Source organism: Methylobacter sp. (genome assembly GCF_036845245.1).
GTDB lineage: Bacteria > Pseudomonadota > Gammaproteobacteria > Methylococcales > Methylomonadaceae > Methylobacter_A.
The window spans coordinates 44,529-61,047 of the sequence record NZ_DAIUEH010000023.1 but is presented as its reverse complement, the minus strand read 5'-3'; the positions used below and the strand labels follow the sequence as shown (position 1 = coordinate 61,047).

The following is a 16,519-nucleotide window of genomic DNA, read 5'->3' as shown; positions in this document are numbered from 1 at the left end:
TGCTGTTAAAGTCAAGCATTCTCCATTTAAACTACTGTTTTATAAAAATAAATTAGTTTCAACCAAACTCCGGCGCTGAAATCGCTATAGTCCTCTTTCGCAACGGGACACCTTAAGTTGCCGTCTATGTTTGATACCGTACCGACTGCGGCTGATGTTGCGATTAGTCTTTAACCGGCATTGCGAGATACCTAATCATTTTAAATGCAGCTCGCCTTGCCTTCGCCGTTTCCACAAAACGGTTTTCCATTCAATCGATATTGGAGTAATAAAATGCATGTGACCTATGAGCAAGCGGAACAAGTGATTGATGCCGCAGTTAATGAAGCCAATAAAACAGGGACACCCAGCTGCATAGCCGTGGTGGATTCAGGCGCAAACCTGAAAGCATTCCGGCGCATGGATGATGCCTGGGTCGGTAGCATTGATGTCGCGATCAAAAAAGCCAAAACCGCCTGTTTATTTGCAATGCCGTCAGGCGATTTGGGCAAACTGTCCCAGCCCAACGGCCAGCTTTACAGCATAGAGCATTCCAATGAAGGTTTGATCACATTTCCCGGCGGCTTGCCGATCGTGGACGAACAAGGCGTGCTGATAGGCGCGATTGGCGTCAGCGGCGGCACCGTAGACAACGATCATAAGGTCGCGCAGGTCGGAGTAAAAGTCGTCGGCGTTATCGATCTGCCGAAGCATCCGTGGCGCACTTAAATCCCAATCAAGATTCAACTGAACCGGCTCGCCGCTCTTGCGGGATGGACAGCAAGTCGGCGAACACGGCTACTGTCGCGACCAGCTGCACCAATCCTGCCGGCACCCACATAATAAGGCCGGCAAGCTGCTGATCCTGTAACGGCGAAATATTAGACAGAAAATACGGCATCTGCCGCGATAGAGCCGTATGCACAACATAAAACGGATGACCGGCAAATACCAGCAAGGCCCCCAGCAACGCACTTTCCATCGCAAACGTGATGAGCAGCATCAGGGCGGTGCCATGGCCGCTTTTATCGCGGCTGAATGGCCGCAAAGCCAACGCCCAGAACGCAATAGAAGTCAGGAAAAAACTCAGGTGTTCCAGGATATGGATAGACGGATTATCAAATGCCCAGACGTAAGGACCGGGGATATGCCAGAACCACATCGTCGCGCTCGCCAACAGCCACACGCTGACAGGCCGGGTCAACAGGCCGATCGTAAAGCGCAGTCGGGCAGCTTTGCGCCAGCCGTGTCCGATCAGGCGCCGTAGAGGCAGCGGAAAAGTCCACAACAGCACTACGTCCATACGCCCCAATATCAACAGCGGCGGGGCCACAAGCATCAGTATCAGATGCTGAATCATATGCGCTGAGAACAGAAATTCACCAAGCAAGTCCAGCGGCGACATCAGCGCCACGATCAAAGCCAACATGCCCAGAGCAAAGGCAGAGCAACGCCACCCGCTTACGATTCGGCTGCGTATGCCTTGCTGTTGCAGGTGAAAAATACCGGAGACATAGACGGTCACTGTCAGTAGCAAGGGCAGAACCACCTCAGGCTCGAAACGCCATGAACTGTCAATCGTTTCGCCCGGCGTATGGCCGAAAGCCGATGGCGTTGCCAGCATCAGGCTCAGCATTAGCAACGGCTTTAGTTGATTGCCAATAATGAATCCGCCAAAAAATTTGTTCACGAAAAGTACGAAAAAGTCCATACCACGATTTTGTTGATTATTTTTTCCTGTTTTCCGTAGATCATATTTTTTCTCGGGAATCACCTTGTCTTTAAAAAGCGATATCCTTTCGCACACCTGTACGTTATCTGCACAGCGGAATTAAAAATAACGTAACAGCACTGAAAATGAACGCAACCAGAAATCCAAGGCTGGTAATCAGGCCGAACATCGCAAGAAAGCGTGTGCGACCTTCGCCGACGTCGAGCAGATCATGCGCTGATCCGCTCATCTCATACCGTACTTTCCGCCAGTTGTAGACCGCGACACCGGCAGCGGACAATGCAAGCAGGACCGCAACCACATTTATCGCCAACAAACTTTGCCAAACCTTATCGGTGTGCGCCGCAATCGTTGACGGTGGATCGGCTTTGCATATTGCTGTGGTCAAAACATAGGAACCCAGTTCCAGGCCTATCCAGGCTAGCGGCGCACCGAGAATGCCGAACCATAGTCCAGTCAGGCTGATTTCTTCTCGATGCGGCGAGGGATGTGCAGGGTTTGCCGATGTATTATTCTCCATAGCATCACCGAAGATAAGGATATAAATAAAAACTGCTGAATACCGCCAGCCATACCGCATCGACAAAATGCCAATAAACGACGCCTATCGATATCGGTGTGTGGCGCTCGGCATTGAAATAATCCAGTGCGGCCCAGATGAACAACACTCCCAGCATCAATATACCGCCCAATACATGCAGCATATGGAAACCGGTTATCGTGAAATACAGCGAGCCGTAGGCGTTATCCGTCATCGAGAAAGTTTTCAAATGCCATTCCAGAAACTGGACGACTATGAAAACCATACCCAAAACCAGTGCCAGGCCAATCGCCAGCAGCTGCCTTATCAATAACCCCCGGCGCATCGCTCGTTCGCCCCACCATAAGACCAGACTGCTGGCGAGAAGAATAATCGTATTGGGGAGGGCTAAACGCAGTGATGGCATAGCGATCGGCAACCAAGTGGTTTTTGCCTGACTAGCAAGGTAAAAATAACTAAACAACAGATAAGAAAATAATGCGGCTTCAGTGGCGATCAACATCAACATCCCCCACCAACCCGAAGCGCGACGGCCTATAGCGCCTACCGGCAATTGTTTCTGAAATAGAGGGCCATTAGTCATAATGCACATCCATAGTTTGGCATTTCACGCTTTGGACAAGCGCGGTTGGCCATAACCATATCAACAGGCAGCCAAGTATGCCGACCGTACTCAGTGCACATAGCCACCCGCTATGAATCAGTGCGCTGTAGCACAGCGCGGTCAGCAACACTGCCATTACCAGAGGCGCAAAGGAATCAGGCGGCATCTTGAGGATGACATCGGGCTCACCATCCAACACGGTGACGCCCATTGTTTCACGTCCTTGAGCCAACAGCGGCCCCCGGTCAAGTACGGACGAGTCCGAACCTTCTTCGGACAGATGCGACTCCCACAATGGATGGCGGCTTGCCACCGTCGGAATTACCGCAAAGTTATAGGGCGGAGGCGGCGAGGCTACCGCCCATTCAAGCGTAGAAGCATCCCAGGGATTGGGGCCGGATTTTTCCCCTCGGCGCAGGCTAAGCGCGACATTGGCCACAAACAGCAACACGCCGATCGCAAACAGGAAAGCGCCTATCGTGGTGACAAAGTTAAGCGTATCCCAGCCATAGCCGTTGGAATAGGTATAGATCCGCCTCGGCATGCCCAGCAGTCCGCTGATATGCATAGGGAAGAAAGCCAGGTTGAAACCGATGAACATGGTCCAGAAATTCCAACGGCCCAAACGTTCATCCATAAGCCTGCCGGTTATTTTCGGAAACCAGAAATAGATACCGCCAATCACAGGAAACACATTGATGCCGAGCAATACATAATGCAAATGCGCAACGACAAAGTAAGTATCGGTCAACTGCCAATCCAACGGCACCGCAGCTGTCATGAAGCCGGATACACCACCGATCACGAACAACAACACGAACGAGGCAAAGAACAGGAACGGCACTTTGAACACCGGCCTGCCCATCCATATCGTTGCAATCCACGCAAATACCGCCACCGCGCTCGGGATCACAATAACAAAACTGGCTGCGCTGAAAAACGACAGGGACATAGGCGGCAGGCCGGTGGCGAACATATGGTGTACCCAGACGCCAAAACCGATGAACATAGTCGCTACGGTGGATAATGCAACCGGCGTATAACCTACCAGCGGACGGCGGCAAAAAGTCGGCAAACCGTCGGAAATAATACCCATGGCCGGTAATACGATGGCATAGACCCACGGATGGCCGAACATCCAGAATAAATGTTGCCACAGCAGCGGGTTGCCGCCGCCACCGTCATCGAAAAAATGGGTGCCGACTCGCCGGTCCATCCATAACATCAGAAAAGCCAGACTCACTGCCGGCACCGCCAACAGGTTGCCGACCGAGGCAGTCAACGTGCCCCAGACCAAAATGGGCAACCGGTTGAGGGACATTCCCGGTGCACGGGAGCGAAACAGCGTAACCACAAAATTGATGGACCCCACCGTGGTGGAAATGCCAAGCAGTATCATGCCCAATGCATAGAAATCGATGCCCTGCCCCGGATTGTAGCTTAATGAAGAGTAAGGCACGTAATTGAACCAGCCGCTGTTGGGGCCATCGCCCGCCAAAAAACTCGCATAAATGAATAGGCCCGAGAACAGGAATACCCAGTATGACAAAGCGTTGAGGCGCGGGAACGCCATGTCGCGCGATCCCAGCAACAGCGGCCACAGGTAATTGCTAAAACCCGACAACACCGGCAAAGCGTATAAGAAGATCATCGTGATGCCATGCATCGTGAACATTTGGTTATACTGCTCCGGCGTCAGCACATGCTGATTGGCGTGTGCGAGCTGTAAGCGCATCATCAGTGCTTCAAGCCCGCCTAGCAGCAGGAAAGCGAATGCAGTGACCAGATAGCGGATGCCGATAGTCTTATGGTCGACGGTGGTGAGCTGTCCGCGCAGTCCCGGAGGCGTTTCCCATAGCCGCTGCAAGCGCGCTGCATTCTCCGGGTCGGAGGCTTGGGAAATAATCGGTGTCCGGTAAAAGTCAGTGTCCGTCACATCAAGCTCCATTATTTCAAGCTGCCGAGATAAGCGACCACATCGGTCAATTCTTGCGGCGAAAGATGCAGGGACGGCATGCTGCTGCCCGGCTTCAGGGCTTGTGCGTCATCGATCCAGGCCGCGGCGTTATCGGTATTGTTGACCAGCAGTCCTGCGGCAATAGTGCCGCGGCTCGCCACATGCGTGAGGTCCGGGCCGAGATTGCCGCCGGCTATGGTACCGCGCACTGCATGGCATACACTGCAACGCGTCATAAACACGTTTTGTCCTTGTTGCAAAGTCTCGCTTTGCGGCGCGCCAACCGCCGCCAGTTGCTGCCGATTCCACGAGGCAAACTCGTCAGGCGTCTGCGCGATCACATGGAATGCCATATGCGCGTGCTGCACACCGCAGTATTCAGCGCATTGACCAAAATAATCACCGGCTTTGTCGGCCTGTATCCAAGTGCTGTTGTGTTGGCCGGGGATCACATCCATCTTGCCTGCCAATTGCGGCACCCAAAATGAATGGATGACATCGACGGTTGCCAAATTGATACGTACCGGCTCGCCGGTGGGAATATGAATTTCATTGGCCGTAGTAAAGATCAGCGCCGGCTTGTCATTTTGGTATCTGACTTCCCACCACCATTGATGCGCTGTTATATCGATAGTCAACGTCGGCGCACGAGCAGGCGAAGCGACAGCCGCCAAGGTGAAGATTGTCCATACCGCACTGGCAAACAACACCACGGTCGAGATGCCGACGCCTATGTATATCAACATCATGCCGCCGGAGTCGCGGGTGATCGGAAGATGGCCTTCGGCATCAGGCCGGGCTTTTTGTCTGCGACTGAAAATCGCCACCAGCAACAGTATGGCTATGATGGCTGTCACTAGCAGCGATATGGTTATCAGCCCCCAGCCCAGTTTGACCAGGGGATCAGCCGCAGGGCCGAAACTATACAGATAATCAAGCGGGGTATCCATCATCACGCTCAATCTGACGATTTCGGCTGGGCCGGTGGATTGGACGGCGCGGGCAAGGCGCTCAGCGTCTTGATATAAGCCGCCAGCTTCCAGATCGATTCCTCAGGCAGAGCGCTACCGAATGCAGGCATGCCGTTGGGGCGTCCTTGCAGGATAGTCAGGTAGATCTGTTCCGGTCTGTCGCCGTAAACCCATTCATCATCCGACAGCGGCGGTCCCATGCCGCCGCCTCCCAAAGGCGCATGACAGCCTGAGCAATTCATGCTGTTGAACAATTTACGTCCTTCCACGATAGCCTGGTTATCATTCGCGTACGGATTGGCATAGGTAGCGGACTTGGCCTGCACCGGAATATGCGTTTGGCCGACTTCGGTCTGTAAAAGCTGTTTGGGCGTCGGTTCGGACGGATTTTGCGGCTGTAGCTCTTGAGAATAAACGGCTGATCCCGTAGTGAAAAAGACAACTGCGATCAGGCTCAAGATGATGCTACGCATAATGCAACGCTCGCTAGTCAATTTCGAAAGGACGCCGGTTCATGGAATCTATCCATTTGCGGCACATGGTATCCATCCAGCAAGATGCGGATGGTATCGCGATTGCGGTCGAGCGCGGCATTGAGCCGCGCCTTCAACGATTCATCGCCTTTACGTACAGCCAATGAAATCGAAAAGGCAAGCGGCAATTTATCTTGTTTGCTATAGCTTAGCGGTACGATGGTCAGGGCAACCGGTTCATCTTTGGCAAAATATCCGGCCATGGGTCCCCAGACTATAGCGACATCGATATCTCCCTGGGCCACGCCTTTTACCAATTGCAAGGGCGGATTGGCATCGCTGTAATCGCCGTAGATACTGTAACCGACCACATTATTGGTAATGCCGCTATGAGCCAGCGCGAGTGCAGGCGGCGGGCTGTTGTTGCCGAGCAGGTGTACGCCGATGCGAAGCTGCTTGAGCTTAGGGTCATCCAGCGAACGGATGCCGTAATCACGATCGCTTCGATATACCAGTACATAGCTTGAGCGATAATAAGGCTGGGTCGTCAGCGCCTTGTCATCCTTGCTGGGCAGGCCCATCACAACGTCACAAAGCCCTGCATTCAGCGTTTCGCGCAAAAATCCGCGCCGTTGCGCATGCCAGGTATATTCGACTTTCCGGCCTAACGACTGCGCCAACAGTTCGGCCAGACGATTTTCAAAACCTTGTCCGGCCTGGTTGGAAAACGGCAGATTGTTGGGATCGGCACAAACGCGCAGTATGCGATTCGCATCCGCTTGATCATCACTCCAGGCCGGTGCTTGCAGCAGTACCAGCATGAGCAGCAAATTCATGTTAAGCCAGGTCATTTGGCAGCCTCCGGCAGCGCGAACACATACAACATGCCGCCGGCTGCGGTCGCCATCGGCAAGTCGGCGGAAATGCCGCTGATGCCCAGGCCGCCGAAAGGTATCCGGGTATCTAGCTCGCCTGCAACGCCTGCCCCGGCCCAGCCGCCGACACCGGACAGCACTGCCACATACTGTTTGCCGGAGGCGTTATAGGTAATCGGCTGACCGATCACGCCGGAGCCGGTGCGAAACTTCCATAATTCTTTGCCGGTCTTCGCATCGACGGCTTTGAACCAGCGATCCATGGTGCCGTAAAACGCGACATCGCCTGCCGTTACCAGTGCGCCGCTCCATACCGGAAATTTTTCCTTGATCGACCATGCGGGTTTCGAAGTAACCGGGTCCCACGCGGTAAACGCGCCGCGATTGCCGCCCGGTCCGGCCTTGATCACCACTTCGGCACCGACATAGGGCGTGCCTGCAATATAGCCGACCTCCGTGCCTTTCATATCCATGCAGATATTGTTATGCGGTACATACAAGAGCTGCGTTCGCGGCGAATAGGCCGAAGGCTGCCAGTCCTTGCCGCCGGGCGCGGCCGGACAGATATCTTTGACCTGTTGGTCCTGATGCGTTTCCTTATCCTTGGCCATGACCGGACGGCCGGTTTTCAGGTCGATTTTTTCGACGCTATTGGTGTGGGTGAATGGAACCGCTGAAATGATCCGGCCATCGGTGCGATCCATTAAATACATATAGCCGTTGCGATCAGGATGGAGCATGGTCTTGCGCGGCTTGCCGTCAATGCTCAGATCGACCAAGACATTCTCGTTGACGCCATCGTAATCGTGAAAATCGTGCGGACTGTATTGGTAAGCCCATTTGGCATAGCCGGTATCGGGGTCGCGGGCAAAAATGCTGCATGCCCATTTATTGTCGCCGGGGCGCTGGTCGGCATTCCAGGCACCGGGATTACTGGTGCCGTAATAAACCAGGTTGAGTTCGGGATCGTACGACAGCCAACCCCATACCGTACCGCCTCCGACTTTCCAGGCGTCGGCGGGCCATGTGCTAACGCCGAGGTCGTGCCCGGTATCTGAGTCGTAAGGCGCTTTGAAATCCGTTCCAATCAGTACATCCTTGTCTGGTCCTGTGCTATAAGCGCGCCAGACTATTTTTCCGCTTTTCAGGTCAAGCGCTGTTAGCCAACCCCGCACGCCCATTTCGCCGCCGCTATTGCCGACCAGTACTTTGTCTTTGACGATCAGAGGCGCCATGGTCATGGTTTCGCCCAAATTGATGTCGCCGAGTTTGATTTTCCAGGCTTCCTTGCCGGTATTGGCATCGACAGCGATGGTTTGATTGTCCAACGTATTGAAGACCACTTTACCGTCGGCAAAAGCGGCTCCGCGGTTAACGACATCGCAACAGGCTACGCCTTGAGATGCTCGTTGGGGATGCGATTTGTACGCCCATTTGATAGGACCGCCAGGCTCATTTAAATCCAGCGCATACAGAATATTAGGATAGGGCGTGACGATATACAGTGTGTCGTTGACAACCAACGGCGCGGCTTCGTGACCATGAAGAACGCCGGTTGAGAACGTCCATGCCACCTGCATCCGGTTGACGTTGTTTGCGTTAATTTGGGTTTCTTCGCTAAAGCGCGTCGACGCATAGTCTTTTGCCGGCATAGTCCATTGCATATCGGCGGTAACCGGCGCGGGGGCTTCTGCATCCGCCTTCAGACAAAACGAAAACAATATCAGGAAAGCAGCATAACGAATCTGGAGTAACAACATTTAACCACCTGGTATGGATGAGTAAAAGGGATGCTCAAGTCGGTCAACACACGAGTACAAAGGCAATATAAGTTCTCATGACCCACTGTTTTAAATATTAAGGTATGTCCAAACCTCACTTCGGTACGGTATCGCACATAGAATCTGTTAATGGGATATGGCTATTCCTGTTTTCGCCTATTGCCAGAAAAATCACAAATAATTTACCGGACCCATCTATCGAATTAGCGGAGTTCATTTCAAAACAGGTAATTGAACGAATTAATTGGATGGAGCTAAAACAGGAAATGATAAGGACGAAAGGAGAGAGCTCTGCTTTTGTCCGTTGCCGGACGAAGCTGTTTTTATGAATCAGTGATTATGCGGAATGCTCGGATAATCATTAGTTTTGGGGGGATATGTTGCAATTTCGAATGAGGATCAAAGGCTGAGCTTCGACTTATTCGGCACTGTTGACTGCCGAAGCATCGTGAGACTATTTTTGGTGATAATTAGCCCATGCGCGTCGGCAGCGGTTCTAAGACAAGCTTTAAATATGCGGTTCCTGAATTATTATTTAGTCAGTATCGGGTCGGAAAAAGAGGCATTTTGAGAGCATTAAGACAGCGGTTTTTCCTTGCATTTTTTAGGTGCGCTCTGTACCTAAATTCAATAAACCGCCGTCAAGATAATACGTCACCGAGACTTCACCGGTTTTTTAGGAAAAATAACCTAAAGCCGACTTTGTTTAAGTTCATTTTTTACGACGTCTTTTTTTAGGTTTATTAAGCGCGACTTGTTTTTCCGCCAGCTCAAAATCTATCTTCTTTTCATCCAGATCAACACGGGCAACCCTGACGTTGACACTATCGCCCAGACGGTAATTGATGCCGGTGCGCTCGCCTCTTAATTGGTGGCTGGTCGCATCAAAATGAAAATAATCCTGCGCCAGATTGCTGATATGAACCAAGCCTTCGATATAAATCTCGGCCAGCTCAACAAAAAAACCAAACGAGGTAACTGCTGAAATAATGCCGGGGAACTCCTCGCCAACCTTATCCATCATATATTCGCATTTGAGCCAGCTCACTACATCCCGCGTAGCATCATCGGCACGTCTTTCATGGGCGGAGCATTGTTCTCCCAAAATCACCATATCGGGAACCCCATAGAAAAAACTTTCCACCGGCTTGCCCAGTAAACAATGCCTGATCGCACGATGCACCAGCAAATCGGGATAACGACGAATAGGCGAAGTAAAATGCGCGTAAGCTTCCAATGCCAAGCCGAAATGGCCTTTTAACTCGGGACTGTAAACGGCCTGCGACATCGAACGTAACAATACGGTCTGTATCAAATGCGCATCAGGCCTGTCTTTGATTGACTCGATCAGATGCATATAATCCAGCGGCGTCGGTTTAGCGCCGCCGCCTAAGCTTAAGCCCAGCTCGCCCAGAAAAGTTTTCAGGTTAAGCAGCTTGTCGGCACTCGGACCATCGTGTATCCGCAACAGCTTGGGTATTTTCTTGCCGTTTAAAAAACGTGCCGCCGCCATGTTCGCGGTGATCATAAACTCTTCAATCAGTTTGTGCGCGTCGTTACGCACCACAGGCACTATCTTTTCGATTTTACGTTCTGCGCCGAAAATAATCCGGGTTTCCTGCGTATCAAAATCCATAGCGCCGCGTTGCTCACGGCTCACCCGCATAACCTTGTAAAGCGCGTATAACTCCTGCAAGTGCGGCAGCACGGCTTTATATTTCTCGGCTAGTGCGGCATCGCCGTCGACAAGCATTTTTGCGACTTCGGTATAGGTCAACCGGGCATGAGAACTCATCACCGCATCGAAAAAGCGTGACCGTGTAACTTGGCCTTGCTCGTTAATGAGCAGTTCACACACCATGCATAAGCGATCTACATGAGGGTTAAGCGAGCACAAGCCATTGGACAAAATTTCCGGCAACATCGGTATGACCCGCTCCGGGAAATAGACCGAGGTACTACGTTTTTGGGCTTCTTTGTCCAATTCCGAATTAATCTGCACATAGTGCGAAACATCGGCAATCGCAACCAGCAGCTTCCAACCCTTGGGGGTTTTTTGGCAATAAACCGCATCGTCAAAGTCGCGGGCATCTTCGCCGTCAATAGTGACCAACGGAATTTTCCGCAAATCGGTCCGGTTTTCTTTTGCCGACTCAGGCACTTCTTTTTTAAGCGGTTTAATTTCTTCCAGCAATTCATCAGGCCATTGATTAGGCAGCCCATGGGAACGGATCGCCATGTCGATTTCCATTCCCGGTGCCATGTGCTCGCCCATGATCTCGATAATCCGGCCAATAGGCTGGCGAAGTTTGGTCGGTTGCTCGACAATTTCCGCAACGACAATCTGTCCTTGTTTAGCCTTGCCCGCGCCGTCTTTTTGCAGCAGGATGGTCTGCGCTATATTTTTGTTATCCGGCACCACATAGGTAAAGCCGTCTTCCTTATAGAGCCGTCCTACAACGTGGTGGGTATTTCTCTGAAGAATTTCAACGACCGCGCCTTCCCTGCGGCCTTTTTTGTCAACCCCGGCTATACGCGCCAGCGCCCGGTCATTGTGCAGCAACGGATTCATTTCCCGCGGCGATAAGAAAAGGTCATCCGAGCCATCATCCGGCTTAAGAAAACCAAAACCGTCCGCATGGCCGATAATGCGACCGGCAATTAAATCTTCGTTATTAACCAGACAATATTTTTTACCCCGGTTAAATAATAATTGTCCATCCCTTTCCATCGCCCGTAACCGGCGGCGCAAAGCCTCCAGCTGATCTTCGGTTTCAAGGAAAAACGCCTCTGCAATTTCTTCACGGCGCAACGGTTTGCCAGCATGTTCGATCAATTGGAGAATTAATTCGCGGCTGGGAATGGGATTCTCATATTTCTCGGCTTCGCGCTGAGCATATGGATCTTTTGTTGAATTAAATTCAACGTCTTTTTTAGACTTCAATGTCATTTAAATAATTAAATAGAAGAGGATGGATACAATAAACATATCTGCATATATAAGCCTAGTATATCGATTAGGGTTGAAAGAGAAAAGTTTTTGGGTTTTATGTAAAAAACTTTTCTCCGGTAACTCGAGGCAACATCATTACGTCTAACTCGAAATCATTTAAGTTTAGTTAAAAACTTCGCGCTTAATTGACAAAACCAAACAAGGTAGGTATAGTGCGCGCTCACTTTAGCTTTTACAGCTAGCCTCTGCCGAGGTGGTGAAATTGGTAGACACGCCAGCTTCAGGTGCTGGTGGGGGCAACCCCGTGGAGGTTCAAGTCCTCTCCTCGGCACCATAATTAATTATATTCCTTTCTTATTGATTTCGCCCGTTTTTTAACAAGACGAGTGGAGTAAATTTTCTCTATATCACACAACCTGCTGCGTACTTTGTTACAAATAATGTATCGAACAGTAGAGAAATGATGTCCACTACTTCGAGTTACATTTATCCGGCCAACCACCATGATGTGTCGACACTTTTCAGGGCACAGCATTAAACAGCTTCCTGCACAAGGGTCATAAATCGCTTAAGTAGCGTATTAGCCGCATCGGTGTTACAAATTGCCGCCTGTAATTCTGTAACGTCAATTCCCTCCCTAAGCAATGAAGCGGTTTGTTCATCAAAGTAAGCTCTCATAATGTCTGCTGAAAATTCAGGATGAAATTGCACACCCCAGGCACTGGCGCCGAGGCGAAACGCATGATTGGCCTCAAACGGATTTTCTGCAAGCCTTACCGCATTCGCCGGTAACTTGATAACCGTCTGGGCATGTGTGGCATGGGCTATAAAATCATCGGGTAAAAATCCCAGCAGCCTGTCCTTTTTGCCCTCTGGAGTCAACTTAATAGAGACTGTACCAATCTCACGCCCTTCGGGATGATAATCCGAACATCCACCCATAGCCTGCGCCAGTAGCTGATGTCCAAAACAAATGCCAAGCACTGGAATATTACGCTCCACCACTTGCGGTATCCAAGATGCCAGCACCTGTATCCAAGCATCCTTATCGGTTACCATCGCATGGGAACCGGTTATGATAACGCCCGATAGCATTTCAACAGACGGCAACGCGTCGCCCTCCAAAACGTTGACTACCGATATCTTTGCGCTAGGCGATGCAATTGCGCGACTTATCCAATCTTCAAAGTCACCCAGACTTTGCCGAATTGTTGCAAAAGTAGAACCCGCTTTAATGATAATGATCTTGTTCATAGAGCCTGTTATGGATAACGTTGAAAAATACACCGACAAAGACATGGACTCTGCGCATGCTCGGCCGCTGAATATTATTTTATCGGGTTTTACAAAACAAATGTGACAGGTTGGTTTCGCCCAGAAACCGATTGATCGTCGCAGCAGTTGTCGGCCACTATACAAATGGCGCAAAAGCAGACCGGATGCTAAAATCATCCGCTCAACAATTTTAATTTTTTAGGAAAAACATGAGCAAAATTACTATCGAACACAATCCTAGTGAAGAGCGATTAAAACAGCTGGGTGTTTCCAGCTGGGAAATCTGGGAAAAGGAAATTTCAAGCTTTCCAATAGATTTCGATGAAACTGAGTGCGCTTATGTGCTGGATGGCGAAATTCTGGTCACGCCGGCCGGTGGCGAACCGGTACGCATCCTGCCGGGCGATCTGGTGTCGTTCCATGCAGGATTGGATAGCCAATGGGAAGTGATTAAGCCATTACGCAAGCATTACAGCTACGACTATCCCAATGGCATTTAACCGATAAATTGCGCTCCGCAAAATCGCCCATGCTTTAGCGTTGGTCTTGATTGGTCATCACGGCCATCAAAACCATCCTGACGCGAGCCTTATCTCACTGTTGTTCCGCCACGGCTTCCACTGTCGCAGCCGGTTTCCAACCGCCGCCTAAGCTTTTATAGACGGCGATTAAATTCCTTGATGTTTGCGCGTTGGCTAATGTGAGCTGATTCTGAGAAGCATAGAGCCTGCGTTGTGAATCCAGCACTTCCAAATAGGAGGCCAAGCCTTCTTCATAACGTTTAAGCGCAATCTCGTAGACATGAAGATTTTCCGCAGTCGCTTTTTCCAAGGACTGCGAATATCGTTCCTGCTCGATATAGGCATGAAACGAACGCTCGACATCCGATAACGCACTGATGATCGCCATCTTGTATTTAACCAAGGCTTCCTGCTGCTTTGCATCAGCAACATCAAGGTTTGCCGATAATGACCCGTAACTCAGAATGGGCCACAACACACTGGCTCCCATACTCCATGACTTGCTACTTATATTCAACAAATTCGCGGCATTGGTGTTAAAAAGCCCAATAAAGCCGACCAGGGAAATATCCGGGAAGAATTTTGCAACGGCGACGCCTTGCTGGGCTGTGGCCGAAGCGAGCTTACGTTCCGCGTTACGAACATCGGGCCGTTGGGCAATGACGTAAGCCGGGGCTGCCAGTACCAGTTTTTTGTCGCTGACCGGTAGCGCTGAAACCGGATTGACAAGCCTATGCGCCACGCCGGGCTGTTCCCCCAACAGGACATCCATACTGAATTCCGCCTGCGCCAGCAGATTGCTATAAAAGGGAATTTGCGTCTGATCTTGATGCTGCTGCGCCTCCGTCCTTGAGACATCAAGTCCGGCAGTTTTGCCCTCTTCAAATACCTGTTTAATAATCTCGGTCGTTTTCTTGTCCGATTCGATGGTTTCCAATGCTAGGTTCAATTGAGACTGATACTGGCGAATATCAACGTAAGTATTCGCTATCTCAGCCAAGGTGCTGATCAAAACATCTTCGCTTGAGATAGCCGACGCTTCCAACTCGTCTCTGGCAGACTCCGCCTCACGGCGATGACCTCCAAATAAATCGAGTTCCCAACTTGCATCGAAACCGGTCTTAAAAATATTGAACGGTTTTTTCAAAGCACCGGAAAAACTAGCCGGGACGCCACTTGGAAAACCGATTTGATTGGCTTGGCGATTACCGCTAGCCATCGCCTCGCCAACCGGAAACAAAAGCGCTTCGGCGGAATCACGCAAAGCACGCGCCTCGGCAATTCGCGCCTCGGCAATCTTGATATCCAAATTGCTACCGGCTGCTTTTGCTATCAATTGATTTAAAATTGGGTCATGGAAATTCTGCCACCAGGTTTGTTCGATAGCGACATTATCCTTTTCATTTTGTTTATCCGAGTATGAAATCCAATTTTTCGGCAGCACAATGTCCGGTTTTCGATAATCAGGCCCCACCATGCATGCCGTCAATAAAAAACTCAGTCCAAATAGAGTCAATAAGCGTAACGCATAAGAAATGCCGGAAGTAATGATCATATATGCCTACCTTGTTCCGGAGTAAAATCGAAAAATGCCATCGTATTGCTAAATATAAAAAGAAAAGCCGGTAATACGGATTAAGATAAAAGCATGGTCATTGGCTTGTCTCGTGACATAACTTATCAGCCACCTGCCAATTTTGACCAACGTCACAGCCAATAGACTTTTGGATGTTTGAGGCATATTTTTGGTCATCCCATATATCGACGAAACATCCAGTTGGCTATGGCAAGGGTTCCTGCGGCTATCACCATCAATGGCCAGAGGCTTTGCAAAAGCACCGGCAGCCCTATATCTTTCAGAAAGACGCCTTTTACAATGACGATGAAATGACGTAACGGGTTCAACCAATCCAGGTATTGCAACCATATTGGCATATTCTCGACCGGTGAAACAAATCCGGAGAGCAGGATAGTCGGCATCACAAAACTAAATACCCCTAGAAAAGCTTGCTGCTGTGTAAAGCAGATTGAAGAAATCAACAGACCGAACCCTGCCAGAGCAAGGATATAGAACACCATGCTTACGTAGAGCAGCGCAAAAGAACCGACAAAGGGTATCTGGTAAATAAAGATACCGGCCAAAAGAATGATCGTGGCCTGCACCATAGCCACTAACATTGCCGGAACGGTTTTACCGACCATAATCATACCGGGTGTCAACGGCGAGACCAGAAGCTGGTCAAATGTTCCCTGCTCTCGTTCGCGGGCTACGGATAGCGCAGTTACAATCAGTGTGCTGATCGTCGTGATAATAGCCACCAGGCTAGGCACAATGTGGCGCACATAATCAAGATTCGGATTGAATTGATTCCGGACAATCAAACTGGAGCGGGCAAACCGCTTTTGATTCGACAGACGCTCTTCGGTGTAACCCTGAAGAATTTGCTGCACATAGCCCAACGCAATCTGGCCGCTGTTCGAACGGCGGCCATCAAGTAAAGCCTGAATACTTACTGGATGCCCGGCGGCAACTTTTCGCGAAAAATCGGCAGGAAAACGAATGACGATCAACGCTTGCTGGTCATCGAGAACTTTGCGTACTTCCGCTTCACTGTAGAGAGGAATCAGTTCACTGAAAGCTTTGGCTTGGGAGAAGCGCTGAAAGAGTTCGATAGACTCTTTGCCATTATCTTCATTAAAAACGGCCAACGTGTTGTTAGTGACCTCCAGCGTAGCCGCAAAAGGGAATAGCGCCAGCTGTAGCAAGACCGGCATGATTAGTATCATACGGCTCTGCCGGTCTCGAAGGAGAGCCTGCAGTTCCTTGATGATCAAAGTTACGATCCTCGACACCATG

General features: G+C 50.5%; 14 protein-coding genes and 1 tRNA gene. 3 read left to right on the top strand and 12 right to left on the bottom strand.

Going from position 1 to position 16,519, the window contains the following annotated elements:
• Positions 1-273: 273 nt before the first annotated feature.
• On the top strand, positions 274-708 hold the full coding sequence (locus V7051_RS11720; RefSeq protein ID WP_333875148.1) for a GlcG/HbpS family heme-binding protein: 435 nt from the start codon (positions 274-276) through the stop codon (positions 706-708).
• Positions 709-715: 7 nt separating this feature from the next.
• On the opposite strand, the gene V7051_RS11715 is transcribed toward V7051_RS11720, so the two are convergent.
• From V7051_RS11715 to rnr, 9 genes are all read right to left on the bottom strand, one after another.
• Positions 716-1,669: a cytochrome c oxidase assembly protein gene (locus V7051_RS11715; RefSeq protein WP_333875147.1), complete on the bottom strand. Its 954-nt coding sequence runs from the start codon at positions 1,667-1,669 to the stop codon at positions 716-718.
• A 124-nt stretch (positions 1,670-1,793) separates the two neighbouring features.
• On the bottom strand, positions 1,794-2,231 hold the full coding sequence (locus V7051_RS11710; RefSeq protein ID WP_333875146.1) for a hypothetical protein: 438 nt from the start codon (positions 2,229-2,231) through the stop codon (positions 1,794-1,796).
• Between the two features lie 4 nt (positions 2,232-2,235).
• The gene (locus V7051_RS11705; protein WP_333875145.1) at positions 2,236-2,835 is read right to left on the bottom strand and encodes a cytochrome c oxidase subunit 3; all 600 of its coding nucleotides are present in this window, start codon (positions 2,833-2,835) and stop codon (positions 2,236-2,238) included.
• Positions 2,828-4,792, bottom strand: a complete 1,965-nt coding sequence (gene ctaD / locus V7051_RS11700; RefSeq protein ID WP_333875144.1) for a cytochrome c oxidase subunit I — start codon at positions 4,790-4,792, stop codon at positions 2,828-2,830. The genes V7051_RS11705 and ctaD overlap by 8 nt, the downstream gene beginning before the upstream one ends.
• An 11-nt stretch (positions 4,793-4,803) precedes the next feature.
• Positions 4,804-5,766, bottom strand: a complete 963-nt coding sequence (gene coxB, locus V7051_RS11695; protein WP_333875143.1) for a cytochrome c oxidase subunit II — start codon at positions 5,764-5,766, stop codon at positions 4,804-4,806.
• Between the two features lie 5 nt (positions 5,767-5,771).
• Positions 5,772-6,257: a c-type cytochrome gene (locus V7051_RS11690; RefSeq protein ID WP_333875142.1), complete on the bottom strand. Its 486-nt coding sequence runs from the start codon at positions 6,255-6,257 to the stop codon at positions 5,772-5,774.
• Positions 6,258-6,274: 17 nt separating this feature from the next.
• Positions 6,275-7,108: a substrate-binding domain-containing protein gene (locus V7051_RS11685; protein ID WP_333875141.1), complete on the bottom strand. Its 834-nt coding sequence runs from the start codon at positions 7,106-7,108 to the stop codon at positions 6,275-6,277.
• Positions 7,105-8,892 (bottom strand): methanol/ethanol family PQQ-dependent dehydrogenase, encoded by a 1,788-nt coding sequence (locus V7051_RS11680; protein WP_333875140.1) that lies wholly within the window; start codon positions 8,890-8,892, stop codon positions 7,105-7,107. The genes V7051_RS11685 and V7051_RS11680 overlap by 4 nt, the downstream gene beginning before the upstream one ends.
• A 733-nt stretch (positions 8,893-9,625) precedes the next feature.
• Entirely contained in the window at positions 9,626-11,863 is a 2,238-nt protein-coding gene (gene rnr, locus V7051_RS11675) for a ribonuclease R (protein WP_333875139.1), read from the bottom strand.
• A 250-nt stretch (positions 11,864-12,113) separates the two neighbouring features.
• On the opposite strand from rnr, the gene V7051_RS11670 reads away from it, so the two are divergent.
• Positions 12,114-12,200: transfer RNA gene (locus tag V7051_RS11670), tRNA-Leu, on the top strand.
• A gap of 200 nt (positions 12,201-12,400) precedes the next feature.
• Here the strand turns inward: V7051_RS11670 and V7051_RS11665 are convergent.
• Positions 12,401-13,318 (bottom strand): glutamine amidotransferase, encoded by a 918-nt coding sequence (locus V7051_RS11665; RefSeq protein WP_333875138.1) that lies wholly within the window; start codon positions 13,316-13,318, stop codon positions 12,401-12,403.
• Between the two features lie 32 nt (positions 13,319-13,350).
• On the opposite strand from V7051_RS11665, the gene V7051_RS11660 reads away from it, so the two are divergent.
• Entirely contained in the window at positions 13,351-13,641 is a 291-nt protein-coding gene (locus tag V7051_RS11660; protein WP_333875137.1) for a cupin domain-containing protein, read from the top strand.
• A 94-nt stretch (positions 13,642-13,735) separates the two neighbouring features.
• Here V7051_RS11660 and V7051_RS11655 read toward each other — a convergent pair whose 3' ends face one another.
• Both V7051_RS11655 and V7051_RS11650 read right to left on the bottom strand, forming a co-directional pair.
• Positions 13,736-15,217, bottom strand: coding sequence for an efflux transporter outer membrane subunit (locus tag V7051_RS11655; RefSeq protein WP_333875136.1), 1,482 nt, complete (start codon positions 15,215-15,217; stop codon positions 13,736-13,738).
• A 194-nt stretch (positions 15,218-15,411) separates the two neighbouring features.
• Complete coding sequence (locus V7051_RS11650; protein WP_333875135.1) at positions 15,412-16,518, bottom strand: ABC transporter permease; 1,107 nt, start codon at positions 16,516-16,518, stop codon at positions 15,412-15,414.
• Position 16,519 lies beyond the last annotated feature (1 nt).

Excerpts from the sequence above, each read along its gene's own strand:
- V7051_RS11720 (WP_333875148.1), top strand. The coding sequence starts at position 274 with ATGCATGTGACCTATGAGCAAGCGGAACAAGTGATTGATGCCGCAGTT.
- V7051_RS11710 (WP_333875146.1), bottom strand. The coding sequence starts at position 2,231 with ATGGAGAATAATACATCGGCAAACCCTGCACATCCCTCGCCGCATCGA.
- V7051_RS11705 (WP_333875145.1), bottom strand. The coding sequence starts at position 2,835 with ATGACTAATGGCCCTCTATTTCAGAAACAATTGCCGGTAGGCGCTATA.
- coxB (WP_333875143.1), bottom strand. The coding sequence starts at position 5,766 with ATGATGGATACCCCGCTTGATTATCTGTATAGTTTCGGCCCTGCGGCT.
- V7051_RS11690 (WP_333875142.1), bottom strand. The coding sequence starts at position 6,257 with ATGCGTAGCATCATCTTGAGCCTGATCGCAGTTGTCTTTTTCACTACG.
- V7051_RS11685 (WP_333875141.1), bottom strand. The coding sequence starts at position 7,108 with ATGACCTGGCTTAACATGAATTTGCTGCTCATGCTGGTACTGCTGCAA.
- V7051_RS11680 (WP_333875140.1), bottom strand. The coding sequence starts at position 8,892 with ATGTTGTTACTCCAGATTCGTTATGCTGCTTTCCTGATATTGTTTTCG.
- rnr (WP_333875139.1), bottom strand. The coding sequence starts at position 11,863 with ATGACATTGAAGTCTAAAAAAGACGTTGAATTTAATTCAACAAAAGAT.
- V7051_RS11665 (WP_333875138.1), bottom strand. The coding sequence starts at position 13,318 with ATGATTTTAGCATCCGGTCTGCTTTTGCGCCATTTGTATAGTGGCCGA.
- V7051_RS11660 (WP_333875137.1), top strand. The coding sequence starts at position 13,351 with ATGAGCAAAATTACTATCGAACACAATCCTAGTGAAGAGCGATTAAAA.
- V7051_RS11655 (WP_333875136.1), bottom strand. The coding sequence starts at position 15,217 with ATGATCATTACTTCCGGCATTTCTTATGCGTTACGCTTATTGACTCTA.
- V7051_RS11650 (WP_333875135.1), bottom strand. The coding sequence starts at position 16,518 with ATGGTGTCGAGGATCGTAACTTTGATCATCAAGGAACTGCAGGCTCTC.